The organism is Nitrospira sp., from assembly GCA_030692565.1.
Taxonomy (GTDB): Bacteria; Nitrospirota; Nitrospiria; order Nitrospirales; family Nitrospiraceae; genus Nitrospira_D.
In genome coordinates, this window is record JAUYAO010000006.1 from 26,148 (window position 1) to 42,561 (window position 16,414).

Annotated in this window: 13 protein-coding genes; 7 read left to right on the forward strand and 6 right to left on the reverse strand. The window is 59.7% G+C overall.

The window, feature by feature from the left end; translation table 11 throughout:
• Window positions 1-357: 357 nt before the first annotated feature.
• Window positions 358-2,781, reverse strand: coding sequence for a Tex family protein (locus tag Q8N04_01795; GenBank protein MDP3089382.1), 2,424 nt, complete (start codon window positions 2,779-2,781; stop codon window positions 358-360).
• Between the two features lie 481 nt (window positions 2,782-3,262).
• On the opposite strand from Q8N04_01795, the gene Q8N04_01800 reads away from it, so the two are divergent.
• Window positions 3,263-4,132: a DnaJ domain-containing protein gene (locus Q8N04_01800; protein ID MDP3089383.1), complete on the forward strand. Its 870-nt coding sequence runs from the start codon at window positions 3,263-3,265 to the stop codon at window positions 4,130-4,132.
• An 18-nt stretch (window positions 4,133-4,150) separates the two neighbouring features.
• On the opposite strand, the gene trmL is transcribed toward Q8N04_01800, so the two are convergent.
• Both trmL and galE read right to left on the reverse strand, forming a co-directional pair.
• Window positions 4,151-4,615 carry a tRNA (uridine(34)/cytosine(34)/5-carboxymethylaminomethyluridine(34)-2'-O)-methyltransferase TrmL gene (gene trmL / locus Q8N04_01805; GenBank protein ID MDP3089384.1) on the reverse strand — a complete coding sequence of 155 codons (465 nt, stop codon included), beginning with the start codon at window positions 4,613-4,615 and terminating at the stop codon, window positions 4,151-4,153.
• A 142-nt stretch (window positions 4,616-4,757) separates the two neighbouring features.
• Entirely contained in the window at window positions 4,758-5,777 is a 1,020-nt protein-coding gene (gene galE, locus Q8N04_01810) for a UDP-glucose 4-epimerase GalE (GenBank protein ID MDP3089385.1), read from the reverse strand.
• Window positions 5,778-6,154: 377 nt separating this feature from the next.
• Between galE and Q8N04_01815 the strand changes: the two genes are divergently transcribed.
• Window positions 6,155-7,924, forward strand: coding sequence for a tetratricopeptide repeat protein (locus Q8N04_01815; protein ID MDP3089386.1), 1,770 nt, complete (start codon window positions 6,155-6,157; stop codon window positions 7,922-7,924).
• A 129-nt stretch (window positions 7,925-8,053) separates the two neighbouring features.
• On the opposite strand, the gene Q8N04_01820 is transcribed toward Q8N04_01815, so the two are convergent.
• Window positions 8,054-8,419, reverse strand: a complete 366-nt coding sequence (locus tag Q8N04_01820) for a fibronectin type III domain-containing protein (protein ID MDP3089387.1) — start codon at window positions 8,417-8,419, stop codon at window positions 8,054-8,056.
• A 404-nt stretch (window positions 8,420-8,823) separates the two neighbouring features.
• Between Q8N04_01820 and Q8N04_01825 the strand changes: the two genes are divergently transcribed.
• Together Q8N04_01825 and Q8N04_01830 are read left to right on the forward strand one after the other, a co-directional pair.
• Window positions 8,824-10,236, forward strand: a complete 1,413-nt coding sequence (locus Q8N04_01825; GenBank protein ID MDP3089388.1) for a M12 family metallo-peptidase — start codon at window positions 8,824-8,826, stop codon at window positions 10,234-10,236.
• A 23-nt stretch (window positions 10,237-10,259) separates the two neighbouring features.
• Window positions 10,260-10,757 (forward strand): hypothetical protein, encoded by a 498-nt coding sequence (locus Q8N04_01830; protein ID MDP3089389.1) that lies wholly within the window; start codon window positions 10,260-10,262, stop codon window positions 10,755-10,757.
• A gap of 81 nt (window positions 10,758-10,838) precedes the next feature.
• Here Q8N04_01830 and Q8N04_01835 read toward each other — a convergent pair whose 3' ends face one another.
• The gene (locus tag Q8N04_01835; GenBank protein ID MDP3089390.1) at window positions 10,839-11,912 is read right to left on the reverse strand and encodes a glycosyltransferase; all 1,074 of its coding nucleotides are present in this window, start codon (window positions 11,910-11,912) and stop codon (window positions 10,839-10,841) included.
• Between the two features lie 441 nt (window positions 11,913-12,353).
• Between Q8N04_01835 and Q8N04_01840 the strand changes: the two genes are divergently transcribed.
• From Q8N04_01840 to Q8N04_01850, 3 genes are all read left to right on the forward strand, one after another.
• Window positions 12,354-13,103, forward strand: a complete 750-nt coding sequence (locus tag Q8N04_01840) for a hypothetical protein (protein MDP3089391.1) — start codon at window positions 12,354-12,356, stop codon at window positions 13,101-13,103.
• A 14-nt stretch (window positions 13,104-13,117) separates the two neighbouring features.
• On the forward strand, window positions 13,118-14,095 hold the full coding sequence (locus Q8N04_01845; GenBank protein ID MDP3089392.1) for a hypothetical protein: 978 nt from the start codon (window positions 13,118-13,120) through the stop codon (window positions 14,093-14,095).
• A 142-nt stretch (window positions 14,096-14,237) separates the two neighbouring features.
• Window positions 14,238-14,786, forward strand: coding sequence for a GNAT family N-acetyltransferase (locus Q8N04_01850; protein MDP3089393.1), 549 nt, complete (start codon window positions 14,238-14,240; stop codon window positions 14,784-14,786).
• A gap of 28 nt (window positions 14,787-14,814) precedes the next feature.
• Here the strand turns inward: Q8N04_01850 and Q8N04_01855 are convergent, their stop codons facing one another.
• A complete protein-coding gene (locus tag Q8N04_01855) occupies window positions 14,815-16,401 on the reverse strand; it encodes a tetratricopeptide repeat protein (protein MDP3089394.1) in 1,587 nt (528 codons plus the stop codon).
• Between the last annotated feature and the right edge of the window lie 13 nt (window positions 16,402-16,414).

Consider the following 16,414-nt stretch of genomic DNA (forward strand, 5'->3'; position numbering starts at 1 on the left):
CCTACCGTGCGTCAATCCCCCCTCTTATGTGGGGACATGAAACGAATCGCACGGCCTGCCGCCGCAGCCCTGCTACTTGATCGATGATGGAAATGAACCTTACGTGAAGAGGAGGCGCGGCAATCCTGCCCAACACCATGACGAGCCCGGATCGCTTCTGAACCTCACCCCTGCGGCAACGCTACGAGCCGATGAGTAGGAAAGATCGACCGTGAGGAGAGGCTTGCAATGAGAACACAACGGAGCAATACGCAGTTTCTACTTGAAAGCAACCGATGGGGGGACCTGCCACCGTGCTGACAGGCCCCCGCCACGGCCGTCTCCACTTCGATCGACGGCCGATTCCGGACAATCAGACTATGACGACTTCTGCTTGGCGCGCGCTAAGGCTAATGCCATGGCCATCGTCCCACCGGGCGGTGGCTGCCGATCCACAGGACGTTGAGCCATTGGCTGGCGCCGCCCCTGCGACTCGGGCGGCACGCCCGCACCGGCCTCGCCCGATGACGGACGCGAAGAAGCCGCACTCCCTGGCGCGTCATCGAGACGCATCGTCAAGGAGATGCGCTGACGCTTCACGTCAACCTCCATCACCTTCACCTTGACGATTTGACCCGGCTTCACCACCTCATGCGGATCCTTGACGAACGTGTTGGCCAGCGCCGACACATGCACAAGCCCGTCCTGATGGACACCGACATCGACGAAGGCCCCAAACGCCGCCACGTTCGTCACGACGCCTTCGAGCACCATACCCGGATGCAAGTCGGTCAAAGACTCGACGCCTTCTTGGAATGTGGCCGTCTTGAACTCCGGGCGCGGATCGCGACCGGGCTTTTCCAGCTCCGTCAGGATATCGCGCACGGTCGGCACGCCGAACTTCTCATCGGTAAATTCAGCCGGCGACAACCCTTTCAACAACGCCGGCTGCCCCATGACCTCCGTAATGCCTTTGCCGACACGCGCGAGAATGCGCTCGACCACCGGATAGGCCTCCGGATGGACCGACGAGCGATCCAAGGGATTGTCGCCGTCGTTGATCCGCAAGAATCCGGCTGCTTGCTCAAACGTCTTCTCGCCCAACCGAGGCACCTTGCGCATCGTGATGCGGTTCCGGAACGGCCCATTGGCATCGCGGTATTCGACGATATGCTTTGCCAACAGCTGATTCAGACCGGACACCCGCGCCAGAAGCGGAACCGACGCGGTATTGACGTCGACTCCGACGGCGTTCACGCAATCTTCCACCGTCGCATCGAGCGAGCGCGCCAGCAAGTGCTGATTGACATCATGCTGATACTGACCGACGCCGATCGCTTTCGGCTCAATCTTCACCAATTCGGCCAGCGGATCTTGCAGACGACGGGCAATGGAGACGGCACCCCGCAAACTTACATCCAACGCAGGAAACTCGGCCGCGGCAAACGCCGACGCAGAATAGACCGAGGCCCCGGCTTCACTGACGACAATCTTCGCCAGTTTCTGCTCCGGCTTCTTCGTCGCAATCAGCTTCACCAACTCCGTCGCCAGCTTATCGGACTCGCGGCTGGCCGTGCCGTTCCCGATCGATATCAGCTCCACTCCGTGCTGCAGCACCAATCGCCCCAGCGTCGCCAACGACTCTTGCCACTCATTGCGCGGCTGGTGCGGATAGATCGTCGCCGTTTCCAGCAGCTTGCCTGTGGCATCGACGACCGCCACCTTGCAACCGGTCCGAAGCCCTGGATCGAGACCCAGCACGGCCTTCGGACCGGCGGGCGCCGCCAACAGCAGTTCATGCAAGTTGCGGCCGAAGATTCTGATCGCTTCCGCTTCCGCCGCTTCACGCAGCTGCAACAATAATTCCGTACTGAGATGCAGATGAATTTTCACGCGCCAGGTCCAGCGACAGACATCGGCCAGCCACTTGTCGGCGGGCCGGCCGCGATCCGCGATCCCGACATGCCCCGCGATCATCGCGGCACAGGGATGCGGCACCATCGCCTCCAGCTGCTCACTGAGCCCCAGCTCAACCTTCAAGACGCCTAACCCCCAGCCGCGAAACAGGGCGAGCGCACGATGGGATGGAATCGTGCGGATTGTCTCGGAGTAGGCATAGTAGTCGCGAAATTTTTCTTCCTCCGCCGTCTCTTTCCCCTTCACCACGGTCGAGGTGACGTAGCCCTGCTCCCAGAGCCTCGTCCGAAGCGCCGCCAGCAACTCGGCGGTCTCCGCAAAGCGCTCGACCAGAATGTCACGGGCCCCTTCGCGCGCCGCCTTCGCATCGGGGACATTGATCGCCTCAACCCCGTCGCTAGCCGGCTTGACGATCACGTACTTGACGGCTTCCTGTTCGGGATCCAGCATGGGATTTGCGAGCAACGCATCGGCCAACGGCTCCAACCCAGCCTCGCGGGCGATCTGCGCGCGTGTGCGCCGCTTGGGCTTGTACGGCAGATATAAATCTTCGAGCGTCTGTTTGGTCGCCGCCGATTCGATCGTCCCCCGCAAGTCCTGTGTCAGCTTCCCCTGCTCCTCGATCGACGCCAGAATCGTCGCCCGCCGCTCTTCCAACTCGCGCAGATAGCGCAACCGTTCTTCCAGCGTGCGGAGATGTGTGTCGTCTAAATTTCCCGTGGCTTCTTTCCGATAACGCGCCACGAACGGCACAGTCGAACCTTCATCAAGCAATGCCACCGCTGCGGCCACCTGATGGGCGCCGACGCTGAGCTCTGTCGCAATGAGGCGAACAATCTTTTCCTGAGCTGAATCCGACACAACGACCTTGGGTGAAGAAGCCATAGAAATGTACGCCGGCGCTTTCCGGAAGCGGTCTGATTGAGAAGCCCCTCAGGCCCCAATCACGCGCGCGTTCCTCTGTCTGATGGTGGATGAAAAATCGAGTGTATAGCAGGATGCTCAAAAAGTCCGTTCAGCAAGGCCGCAGCGAGTGAAGAGCCGAGGAGGTACATACCAAGCTTCGCTTGACCCGCTCGCTTCTATCACATGCGAGCGGATAGGCCCTTCGCCTCAAGTCGACTCTTGTATACGGTGAGCCTCTGAGTGAAGCGAGAACCCCGCTGGCGGACTTTTTCAGCATCCTGCCGGGCGCGAATCTATCAGATGCCTTCCCTCGCGGCAACTTATCAGGCAGGCCCTCTGATCAGCGATCAGCCCCCCACAGACTCCCCCTCCAGCAGGCCCTGAGTACCGCTTACACGGTAGATCTCTACGCCCTAACTCCGCTACACTCGCCCAAAAGAGAACCTGTCAGGGGAATCGCATGCTCACGTACTATCAAGTGCTCGAACTATCGCCGACGGCCACCAGCGAAGACATTAAAAAGGCCTGGCACGAACAACTCCAAGTCTGGCATCCGGATCGATTCACCCATGCGCCGGTCCTGCAGCGCAAAGCCGAAGCCCGCACGACCTTAATCAATCAGGCGTATCAAACGCTCAACGACCCGACCTCTCGCCAGCGCTACGACGCCACGACCAGTTCCACGCCCGTACGCCCGCACACCACCGCCTCCCCGACTCCCCCACCGCGCGCGCCGACCTCTGTGCACCCGCAAACGCCGCCGCCCCGATCGCGCAGCGAACAACGCGGACCGCACCTTCCGATCATGCTGTCTCGAAAGAATCAGCCCAAAATCGCGGTGCCGGCCATTCACATCCTCGTCGACACCCGCGAACACATGCCCTACATCTTCTCCGGCCTAAGCAGAATTGCCGGCACCAGCCGCCAAACCCTCCAAGCCGGCGACTACGCCATTGCCGAAGCGCCGGACATCTTTCGTGTCGAACGGAAGCGCGCGGAGGAACTCAATACGATTTTCTCCAACCCCTCGGAAAACCGGCAGCGATTCATGCGCGAGCTGGAACCGCTCCTCACGATCCCTCATCGTTTCCTGGTGATTGAAGGCGCGCTTTTTCAGCGCCTCGCCAGCGGACGCCTCGGCCAGTATCACAAGAACGGCTTGCTCGATTTTCTGGATGCGCTGACCGCGCGCTTTGGGCTGCAGATTATTTATGCGGAGCATCGAGACGAGGCGGAAGAGCGCGTCGCCAACCTCGCGACACTGCACTATGCCTATTACTACGCTGAGCAGGAAGGGCTCGGGCGCTACCTGGCCGACAACGACGTCTGACAGACACCCTCGCCCTGACTATCGACACCCCTCGAATCCCGTCTGCCGCAAGGCTTCATAGAGCACCACCGACACCGCGTTCGAGAGATTCAAACTGCGGCTCTCGGGCCTCATCGGCACGCGAATACGCTGAGCCTCAGGGACCGCCTCGATAAGTTCGACCGGCAACCCCCGGGTTTCAGGGCCGAAGAGAAAGACATCCCCCGACGCATAGACATTCAGGTCATAGCGGCGCGTCCCTTTCGTCGAGGCCGCAAAGATTCGGCGATGCGTAAACTTCTCCGCACAATCCGCCCAGCTCTCGTGCACGGTGATCGTGGCAAACTCGTGATAGTCCAGCCCGGCGCGCAATAGCTGCTTGTCCTCCAGCGAAAAACCGAGCGGCTTCACCAAATGCAAGCGAACGCCCGTGTTCGCACACAGGCGGATGATATTACCCGTGTTGGGGGGAATTTCAGGCTGATAGAGAATGAGGTCGAACATGTGGAACGTGAGTGACCGATCAGAAGATGACAATTGGGACGCAGTCTACCACGGCCGCCCCGAAGACCATCACTACTTTTCTAGGCAACCCGACCGGAAGAGGAAGAAAACCTGTTCATGGAAAGACGGGCCGGAAAGATCATCAGGCGGCATACCCCTTCGGATTCGTACTCTGCCAACGCCAGGCATCGGCGCACATTACATCCAATCCCCGTTCGGCGCGCCAGCCCAATTGCGCCAGCGCCTGCTTCGGATCGGCATAGCAGGAGGCAATGTCGCCGGGACGCCGGGACGCGACCTGATATGGAACCGGCTTTCCGCTGGCTCGCTCAAACGCCCGCACGATTTCCAACACGCTATACCCGTTCCCCGTTCCCAAATTCACCGTCAAGCACTCCTTCATCTGCTTGGACCGCTCCAGCGCCTGCAACGCCTTGAGATGCCCGAGAGCCAAATCCACCACATGAATGTAGTCTCGAACACCCGTTCCGTCCGGAGTGGGATAGTCGCCGCCCCAGACATTGAGACTCGCCCGACGCCCCACAGCGACCTGCGCCACAAAAGGAAGCAAGTTATTCGGTACACCACGGGGATCTTCTCCGATCAACCCGCTGGCATGGGCGCCCACCGGGTTGAAGTACCGCAGAATGCAGAGCCGCCAGGATTGATCGCTCCGCTGCAAGTCGCGCAAGATTTCCTCTACCATCAACTTTGAGCGGCCATACGGATTGGTCGCCGAGAGAGGATGATCCTCCGTCAAGGGTAACCGTTGCGGGTCGCCGTACACGGTGGCCGACGAGCTGAACACCAATTGCTTTACCCCGCACTCACTCATCGCTTCCAACAGGCGTAATGTACCGACCACATTGTTATCATAGTAGGACAGCGGCTGTTCCACCGACTCGCCCACGGCCTTCAGCCCGGCAAAGTGAATCACCGCTGTGGCCTTGCTCGTGCGCAACGCGGCAACCAGAGCGGCACGATCGCGGCAGTCGCCGCGGACCAGCGGGACAGGCTTTCCGGTGATGCGCTGCACGCGCGCCAACGCTTCAGGGTGGCTGTTGCTGAAATTATCGAAAACAGTGACCTCAAATCCGGCTTGCAGCAACTCCACACAGGTGTGAGAACCAATGTAACCCGCACCGCCAGTAACCAGAATCATTGCCAGCCCTCCCCTGAATCGGCCCGGTCATCGGCATCTCGCCGGAGCACATCATTTCCCTCAGCCAAGCACGCATTCGACGGTCTCAACAAACGCCTCACGCTTCTCATAAGAAACCGTCGCCTCACCCGTGACCAGCTTATCAAACTGGGAACCAGCGTCAAACGGTGCGTGTCATTCTTCCCGCTACCCGCTCTCGGTTTTTGAGTCAAGTCGGACCAGGGCACTGTTGCGGAGCGACCTCGCCAAGGAAAGTGAATCCCTTTCAATATGACGGTCTCTCATACGCCAGGCCGGCTCATCCCGATAGCCCGGAGTGGTGAATTTCAGAATCCCGGTGTATCTTGAACCATCGACCTCCAGCTTAGAGGAGCAGGATGTTCGGAAACAGCGCTGTCGTATTGCACAGGCCTCAGACCATCCCCGTACTCCGTTGCCGATACGGGATCGTACTTCGGATCGTCTGGCTCACGGCGATCCTCGCGACAACCACTGCCGCATGGGCACAGGATCCACAGCACGTGTCCCCTGAGCGCTTGGCGGAACAGGCCAAGGCCGTGTGGGAAAGCGGCGCCATTGTACCGGCACTCGATTTGATCGAAGAAGGGATTCATCACCACCCTCGGGCTCTCACGCTCCATAAATTGCGCGGGGACATCCTCGCCGCCGCCCGTGGCCCTCAGGAAGCGGTGCAGGCCTACGAAACCGCCCTCGCCCAACAACCGACCGCCCTGGATGTCCGCTGGGCTAAATGGAGTGTGTTGATGCGCTGGGGGCAGGCGGAGGAATCGCTGGCTGAGCTGCAGCGCATTGAAAACATCGACCCCCAGAATCCACTCGTGCATCTGCGCCTCGCTCAGGAGCTCCGTAAGCTCGACCGTCTGGAAGACTCCCTGATGTCCTATCAGAAAGCCGTGGCGCTCGCGCCAGAGCTCCTTGGCTGGAGACTGGCGATGGCCCGGGCGCGCTTCGACATTCTGGACTATCGCGGGGCCGATGCCGACGTGCAGTACGTCCTCAACAAAGTGCCCCCGGGCTCTCCGCTGGAGCTCCCGGCCAAGAACCAACTCGCGCAGCATTACGAGTCGATGGAGCGGGGCCGCCGCTTTACCCCCGCGCTCACGCCGGATGCGACCGAGAAACAACTGAAAGAATGGGCCGCGATTCGCGCCGATGCCTGGAGACTCTTCTCAGCCGGTCGCTATCAGGAAGCCGAGCCGATCTACCGGCGAATCATGACGCTCAACCCCAGAGACACGCTGGCCACCCATCAATTAGGACTGACCCTCATGCAGCTCGGGCGATGCAAAGAGGCGCTGGCCATCTTCGGCAATGTACTCAACATGAATCCCAGCGAGGACGACTACGCCGATACGGTGTTTCGCATGGGAGTCTGCCTCGTGGAACTCGAGCAGTGGGAAGACGCGTTCGTGCATTTTCAAACGCTCTATGACACCGCCGTGGAGTTTGAACAAAACAACAAAGATGTCCAACTGCCCGCCGGCACACGCGTGCTCGCAAAGGACAAACTGGCCCGGTGGCTCGACAAGATCCGTCCGCATGTCCCTGAATTAGCCCAGATGAAAGCAGCGGAAGCGGCGGCGGCTGCCGCCCCGCCCCGAGAAAAATCCCCGTCCACGGCGCTGGCGGAAGAAGCCCTGTTTGAAAAAGCTCTGGAACGGCTCACACCGCAGAAGGCGTTAGATCCGCAGGCCTCACTGATGGGCCGGGACGCCGATTTCAGCTGGTTTCGCTTTGTCATATCGGCCGGCAAGGTCATCCGTGACGATTTCCCGACCGGCGCGCACGAATTCATTCCGCTCAATCCGAATGACACCTTCCCCTCCACACAACCCGAGATCTACCTGGTGTTCGGACTCGTATCGGCGTCGTACGATGCCATCCCGCTCTCCGCTCACTGTTTTCTGGAGATCGCTGAAGTCACCGGCGACGCGCCGCCCGTCGCACAAGACCAGGTCATGATGGCCATGAATGACCAGTCCGGCTACTTCCGCCTCCCGGCTCCTAGGACCGGCTGGACGCCAGGGCTCTATCGCTGTGGATTATTCGCCGGTGAACGCACCTCCGCCTATACACAGGCCGACGAGGTGCGCTTTCGAATTCTCCGGCCGACACCACCCAACTAGCACAGCATCTCGCCGGCAGAACATCGCCGGTCGCAGAGCCTGCTAAGCCGAGACCGGTCTATTGCCGATTAGACAGCGCGCGTGAGCCCCCCATCAGCAGGAACCGGAGAGGCGCGACGAGGTGAGGATCTATGGAATCGTTCGGCTTTGCTCATTGGAGAAGGGGCTTTCATTCCCGTTGGTATCGTAGGCCGACACCGCAAAGAAGTAGGTCGCACCCTTCGTCAGATTCGTCATCTGATAGGTCGTGGTGGAAGCAGGCAAGGTGGCAATCGGATTTCCGTAGGTCCCAGCGGTTGTCGATCGATAAATCTTATACCCGGCCAGGTCCGATGCGGCGACCGGATCCCATTGAAACGTCAACGACGCCGTGGCGGCAGGAGCTTGCGCGGCCGGAGGCGCACTGTCGCCCCCTCCCCCGCCGGTACACCCACCAAGGACTGCTCCGACAGCCGCCACTATCACCAATCCCAATCCGAACGATGCTCGTACCACTGGCTGACTCCCTCGTTCAGTCGACTGCTCACGATCTCAATTTACCGCCTCGCCAAACAAGAGGCAAGGACGGTGCCGAGGGTGCCACTCTCAGCCAGCGAGAATTCCTCCCGGCATAGCGCACTTCTGCCTGCTAGTTGGGGACCATCCCGACCCGGCGATGTTCTCCCGGCTCCGTCATCACTGATTGTCCCGGCCACCAGCAGAGCCCTCTTTTGTACAGTGATCGCCCCGGCCCTCCCCCGCTTCACCGCAATTCCAAAGGCTTCAAGGTGAACTGATTCAGTCCTCTCAGGCATATCCCTTGCGGTGTACCAGGCCGGCAACTGACGGACGCCCATATTGCATCGCCTCGACAAATAAGGCACCCTTCCCCAACCTCATCGTTGCAAGAGGATCACCGTATGGCCCCCGCACAGTCGACACTGGTCCCCACACAAGTCCGTCGTCTGTGCGGACTTCTCTTGTCAGGCCTTCTCTTTTTCACCGCCGCGCTTGGAACAACGGGTCTCGCAGAAAGCGACGGATCGATTCCGGCTCTGGCCCCGACCCCGCTATTCACAACGGCCCCTCCGCAGCGGTCCGCACCGTTGGCCCAGGCAAGCACCCCGCGCAAAGCCAGGGGACGCTGGGTTCGGGATCAGCGTTCCGTCAACATCACCGCAGACGCGCTCCGTGCCCTCAATCCAATCAGTCCGGCACAACACACCGAATTCACGATCGACCTTTTTTCCGCCGGCACACAACTAGCCGATCTCAGCCCGGGAAGCGACCCGCAACGAACGCTCCACCACCAAACATGGACGGGACGGTTGAAGCAGGATCAGGACAGCGATGTCACGCTTGTCATGAAGGGCGCGGCTGTCGCGGGAACGATCCGAAAGGGGCGCACAATCTATGAGATCAAGCCCAGCGCTGACGGCACCCATGACGTGACAGAAATCGACAGCGAGTTGCTTCCTAGCGACCACCATCCGGTCCCCGTGAGTCCTGACGAATCGGCAGCGGGAGATGTGGCTACCGGCCTGGCCGCGCCCATACTTCCCTTCGCCGCAGCCGCAGATAGCAGCACATTGATCGATCTCCTGGCGGTCTACACCACAACCGCGAAGAACGCGAATGGTGGACAAAACGGCATTGAAGCCCTGATTGCCCTCGGCATTTCTCTGGCGAACACCGCCTTCACCAACAGTCAGATCAACACCCAATTCCGGCTCGTCCATACCGCCGAAATCGCGTATCCCGAATCCGGCAACTACAACACGGATTTGAGTCGCCTGCGAAATGCGACGGATGGATTCCTGGATGACGTGCATACGCTGCGGAACACCCACAAGGCGGATCTGGTCACGCTGATTGCAGACAACATCGGAGATGCCTGCGGAGTCGCCTACGTCATGAGTTCTGTCAGCCCCAGCTTTGCAAGTTCGGCGTTCAGTGTGGTCGAAGATGCCTGCATCTCCGGCTACACTCTCGCCCATGAGCTCGGCCACAATATGGGGTCTATGCATGATCGGGCCGAGGGAGGGACCGGCGCCTACCCCTACTCCTTCGGGCACAAAGAAGCAGGCAAGTTTCGGACGATCATGGCCTATCCCTGCAGTCCCTCCTGTCCGCGTATCAATCATTTCTCAAACCCCAATGTCAGCTATCAAGGAAGCTGGGTCACCGGCGTAGACCACAACACGAGCCCTGCCACCTCGGCGGACAACGCCAGAGCCTTTACCAATGCCTTGAGCACCGTGGCGAATTTCCGCAACAGCGGCGATACGACCGCTCCCCCGGCCCCCGCCAATTTCCGGATCATCAGCCCGTAGCCATATGAGAAGGAGTCTGCTTCGTGCGTAATCGAATCACCTGTCGCGGCCTTCTTCGTGTCGGACTGACGGCACTTCTCCTCTGCACCCTCGGCATGGCTCCCCGTCCTTCCTCTGAAACGCACCTCTGGGAATTGGTCTCTGCGCCCTCGTCTCCCGATCAACGCCAAACGCCCCGTCAACCCTGGATCATCCGGGAGCAGAAAATCCGCCTACACCAAACGATCCTGGATGCGCTCCGTGATCCCGCAGCTCCCGTTCCTTCAGGAATCATTCTTGATCTGACCGGCGAGACCAGTCACGAACTGGTCGTCGATTCAAAGACTCCGGGTGCGCTTTCAACCACAGTCATTCAAGGCCATGTACAGACAGCCGCCCCTTCCGACATCACCCTCGTCATCAAAGACAGGTCGATGGCCGGCACGATCCGCATAGACAGACGGGTGTTCAGGATCCAATCCATAGGAGACGGCGAGCACCTCCTCGTTGAACTCGACCCTGAGAAACTCCCGCCCGACTGAGGCCATTCCCTGATAGCAGGCAGAGCCCGAGGGCGCGGACGGCCCGCCTCAAGAATCGTTCATGACCGGCTGATGGAGGGGCTACGCTGCAACGAAGGGATTGAGTTGGCCGCGGATCGTCCTGGCAAGAGTGTCATACTGCTCTGAGATCTTCAGAAAGTGGTGCCTTCGGATATCCTCACCGGCCCGCGCGGCAGCCTGGTCATACGTACGCGCGGCGCTCTCATACACCGACGCCAGAGACCAGCGAATCGGCGCCTGGCGCATCTGGCGCTTGGCGACAAACTCATGGAGCGGCTGCCGGGCCACCGTGTCCAGCAGTGCTTGCGCCCGATGCAAGCTGGTATGGGCCGCCATAACCGCCTCATATCCCTGCCGGGCGATGGCTTTCCGCTCGGCCGGATGCGCACGATAATAGTCGGTGATCTCGATGATGTGATCGACATTTCCCTTCTCATACAGCGCGCAATGCGTCCGGTCCTGGAACAAGTCGCTGAAACCGTTCCCCACACGCTCCGTCAGCAACAATGCGCCGCAGGCCATGGCCTCGAACGTCCTCAAGTTCACGTCGTTCGCCACGGATTGATTCAAGACCATCATCGATCGGTTGAAGATCTCATCGTACGGCCCCGACTGCACGACAATCGGATACTGAGTCTGTAGGCGCAGGATCAGGTCGACACGATCGGGATTTCTGGCGGCATCGAGTGTACCGATGAACGAGAGCGGAATCTCTCTGGCGAATCCAAGATCGTGAGACCCCTGGCAGAACAGCGGCATCCAGGAGACATGCTGCCGGTCTCCGTCAAGCTGATAGGCCGGCACCCAGTCTTTCTGCGCAACCAGAATCACATCGAATGCCGCGGCGTAATGCATGTGCCAATTGGCATGGATGTGCGAATCGATTGCATACCAGACCACCGGCACCGGAAGAGTCTCCAGTCCCAGCACCAACGGCTGAGTACTCTCGTCCCCCAGCACGATCAGGTCCGGATACCAATGGGGCGGCAGTTGCGTCAGCAGACTCCTGGCATCGAGAAGCGAGCGCGTGAGCGGGATGTCGGCAGTCCGATGGTACCCGGCCCATTTCACATCATGACCGAGCAGCCGGAACGATTCCTGAAAGTAGGCGTTTCCTAGATGAAGAATTCTCATGGTGACTCGACGATCGTAAATACCAGGCAGCCCCGCAATCCCATGAGCCAAGAGCGACGCAGGTCAAAGCCTCAGCCTTGATCCTGACTTAATCGGCGCTGATAGCTCTCCAATCGGCTGGAAAGCCAGCGAACTTGAGAGCCCCCTCTCAGCGGACAGGTCAGAGAAGAACGCTGTGCTCCTTCCCTGCCCGATGGCTTCGCCGGGGAATGAATTTATTGCCTACTCTGACGACCGAACGGCTCCTCAGCCGGCAATTTCTTCCGGGGAACGATTGCGGCAGGCTTAATCGGGAACCGGCTCCCCTCAGATGGTATGAATCGCCGCGGCGGTGAAACGGATAATTCGCCCATCATTCCTGCTCCCCCCTATTGACTCATCATCTGATTCTCGCTAGCCTTCGCTCATCGAAATCCTGCACGTTGATAAGGAGGAGGAATCATGACACCGTCGCGTTATGCCGTTCTGCTGTTGATGGGAATGTTGGTGCCCTCGACGGTCCTCGCCGCCGCACCGCCCCGTGAGTCACGAGCCGAATATTCAGCCGACAGCACAATGGAGTCGGACGGTGGCATGAGCATGAAATCCCGCGTCTACCACACCCCCGACAAGGACCGGACGGAAATGGGCGGTGCGGGCGGCAGCATCATGATTATACGCAGGGATAAGAACGTGATGTGGCAGCTCTTCGGCAACATGTATATGGAGTCGCCGCTGGCCCAGTCGAACGCGGGCGGCATGGAAGACATGGAAATTCTCGAACAGAAGGACGTCGGGGAAGAACCGATCAACGGGGTCAAGACGACGAAATCCAAAATCGTCGCGGTAAAAAAGGACGGAACCAAATTCGGTGGATTCTTCTGGACAAGTCGGGAAGGCATCACGGTGAAAATGGACCTCCTCTCGAAGGAGGGCGACAAAAAAATCCGCATGGCCAGTGAACTGACCAACCTCAAGATCGAGAAACAGGATCCGGCCCTTTTTGAGATTCCCGCCGGCTACACCAAAAACGACATGGGCGCCATGATGGGCCAGGGGGGCATGCCCAATCTGGACGAGATGATGAAGAATGCGGGAGAAGAGCGGCCAAGAGAGAGGCGGCCTGCGAGAGAGAGCAGCCGGAGTAAACCCGCCGAGAGTGAGAGCCCCGTGGACGTGAACAAAATGCTGAAGGGCATCTTCGGTCGATAAGGGAGAGTGGCACGATGAACAGGCGCAAAGTCTTCGGCTATACCGTCATCCTATTGGCCCTGACCGCTCCATCCGTCTACGCGGACGATCCCTGCCTGGGCGACGATGAAGAGAAAGCGACCAAAGCCCAGGTCGCTGCGCTGCGCAAGGCCGAACAATCCGGCCAAGCGGCCGCCCTGTTCGTCGCCTACCGATCCATCATGGGAAACGACTGTATCGATCGATACGACAAAAGTGCCCTGGCCACGGCGAAGGCGAATCTGCCGAAGCTCGGCCGGGATCTCGCCAAAGCAGCCGAATCGAAGGGGGTCTTGTACTCCTCGGAACCGGTTCGATCGGATGGACAGACATCGGCATTCCGCTATTACGAAGCCATCGGGGACTATCCGGAAGCCAACCGGGTCATGTTGAAAGCCGCGCAGATGAAGCCGGAAGATCTGCAGTTGTTCAAAACAGCCTGGTCCGTCGACCAGGGCCGTTACGGCCTACGAGATCCCCAAACCGGCGAACGACCGCCCTATGCCTCTCCGCCAGCCTATCGCCAGGAACTCACGAAGATCGCATCGGCGAACGCTGATCGGCTCATGAAAGCCGAGGAGAAAGACGCACCAGGCCTGTCCGGTAGCGCCGCCAATGTCGCAACGTCGACCATGAATTCGCTCCAAAAGCTGAGGGCTGCCGCGGAGTGGATGAAGTATGTGCCGGGGGGCGACAAGCCAGCGAAGGATCGCGCCGACCAGCGCGGCGACACCATCATGAAGCGCCCCGATCCCACGTTTACCCACATGAATGCCTCCATGTACTATGAATTCTCAGGCTCACCCAAAGGGAAAGAAGTTGCGGCCCAGATTAAGAAGAAAGGGGAGGAGTCTCAGCGAGCCATGGAGAAGGCCGGTGAGAAAATGAAAGGCGCGATCACGGAACAGAGCGAGGCGGATCAGAAGAAGTTCGACAAGAAGAAGGCCGACCTCGAAAAGGAATTGGGATTCTAGCTGCCGGCCTCCTGATCCACTCGCCGGCACGCGCCTTTCCCCAAGCGTATTTCCAGCATCATCTATCGCTCAGCCAGTTCAACGGAGGGGAAACCACCCGCACGGTTGCCTTCCCCTCCTAACTCAACAGGCCTATCACGCCATGCCGGACGCCCCTTCTTTCAAGACCGCGCGGCTGCTCCTCCGGCCGTTTCAACTCTCGGACGCTCCCGACATAGAGCGCCTCGCGGGGGCAAAAGAGGTTGCCACCGGCACATTTCTTCCGCACCCGTACGAAAACGGCATGGCCGAGCGATGGATCGCGGATTGGAAACGAGCCCATGAGGACGGCACCGCCGTCAGCTTCGCCATCACCCTTGCGGACAATGCAACCGTCATCGGATCGATCAGCCTGGATATCGTCCAGATCCACCGGCACGCGCGGCTCGGCTACTGGCTCGGCGTTCCCTACTGGAATCAGGGCTACGCTACCGAGGCCGTGCACGCGGTCCTTCGCTACGGCTTTATGCAACTGAATCTGCACCGCATCTACAGCCCGCATTTCGAGGGCAACGCTGCATCAGGCCGAGTGCTACAGAAAGTGGGGATGACCTACGAAGGCCGGATGCGAGAACACTACGTCCGGTTCGACCGGTTTGTCGACCTGGAACTCTACGGCATGCTCCAGCGGGAATTCACTGACAGAACTTGAGAGTAACGATCCCGTCGAAACGATCCTGCTAGTAAAACGTGTAGACCAACAGCCCATTCACCTGGATCCGCATATAAATACTGGCGATCTGCGTATAATCCGCCATCACCTTGAAGAGCCAGGGCTTGGAAATATGTTTCGTATAGACCATGTGCGCATCACCGCCGACGCGGAACACGGCTGACTTCGTCGCCTCATCGATATATTGGAGAGCGGGACCGGCGGCAACATAGAGTTCGTCCTTGTTCTCCATACTATAGGTCGCCGCCAGCCGGGGGATCTGATTGATGAACACGTCCGGGCTGAAATAGCCGCCCGCGAACGGCTCCCGCTGGCTCGGCTGGAGTCCTCCCTGATTCTCCCCATAGTGAGTGAGATAAAACAGATACTCGCCGGCGATCTCCCAGTTGTCCTGCTGCCAGAGCGGCAACGACAATTTTGTATCCACTCCGACCTGATCGTTCGACTTCAGCTGCTCCGCCGTCACCCATCCGACAAAGGGCGTCACGGTCACATGCAACGCGGCCACGTCGAACGCCACTTCACTATAGAACTGCGTCGACCGCGCCAAGCCCACCAGCTGGCCGGCACTGCGCGACCCGGCCAAGGCCGCGAACGAATCGTACCGGAACTCCCGCTTGACCCCGGGACGAATGGAAAATGATCGTCCATCGTAGGCATATTCGAACTTATAGGCCATCCCGTCGCCGCGCGGCGCGCCATGATATTCCAGCACCGCATCGAATCGATTCGACGGATTGAACCGCACTTGATTGCCCAGGGAGAGATAGGCGCCGGAGCGATTCTCCGACGAGTTCCAGAAATGCTCGGCCCCGACCTCCACTTTGGTCGTCGTAAACGGCGTGATATCGAATTTTCCGCGTGTGCCCATCCGGAACCCGTACAACTCATAGGGCTTCTCCGGCTGCGCCAGCACCCCCATCACCCCTTCGACGGCCGGCTCCCGTCCCTTCGACATGTCCTGACGGAGCGCCGTCAGATCGCCCGATTCATGCTTCGTCTGCTGCCGCGCCAGATTCGCGTGATACAAGGCCAGATCATTCTGCCCCAGCCAGGCATAGGCTTTGGCCAGACCCCGGTGGGCCTCGGCATTGCGCGGCTGCGTCTCCAGCACCTTGTCGTACTGTGCCACGGCTTCCTGACTGGTTTCTTTGTGGCTGGCCAGATGTGTCGCATACCGGAGCCGCAGCGCCGGATCGTTTGTTCGCTTCAAGCCCATCCGGTAATACTTCAGCATGTCTTTCTCGCGATAGGCGTAGCGCGACCATTCCAACGCCCGCGCTTGGGCAAACGCGATGTCGGCATCGTCGTCCCAACGGGCGAGATACCGGTCGAACTGCTCGATGGCCTTGTCCTTCAACCCCTGCTTTTCGTAGGCGACGCCCAGGCTCCGCATGGCTTCACGGTTGCCCGGATCACGCTCGACGACTTTTTCGAAGGCTTCGATCGCCGCCTTGTAGTTTTCAATCTCCAGATTCGAACGCCCCCGGGACATATACCAGGACTCCACAAAATCATCGGCCCCCGCGGGAACCGCCGCCCAGCACGAGATGAACAGGAGCACACTCAGGGCACACGACCGGCGACACCACATGCCTGACACCTTT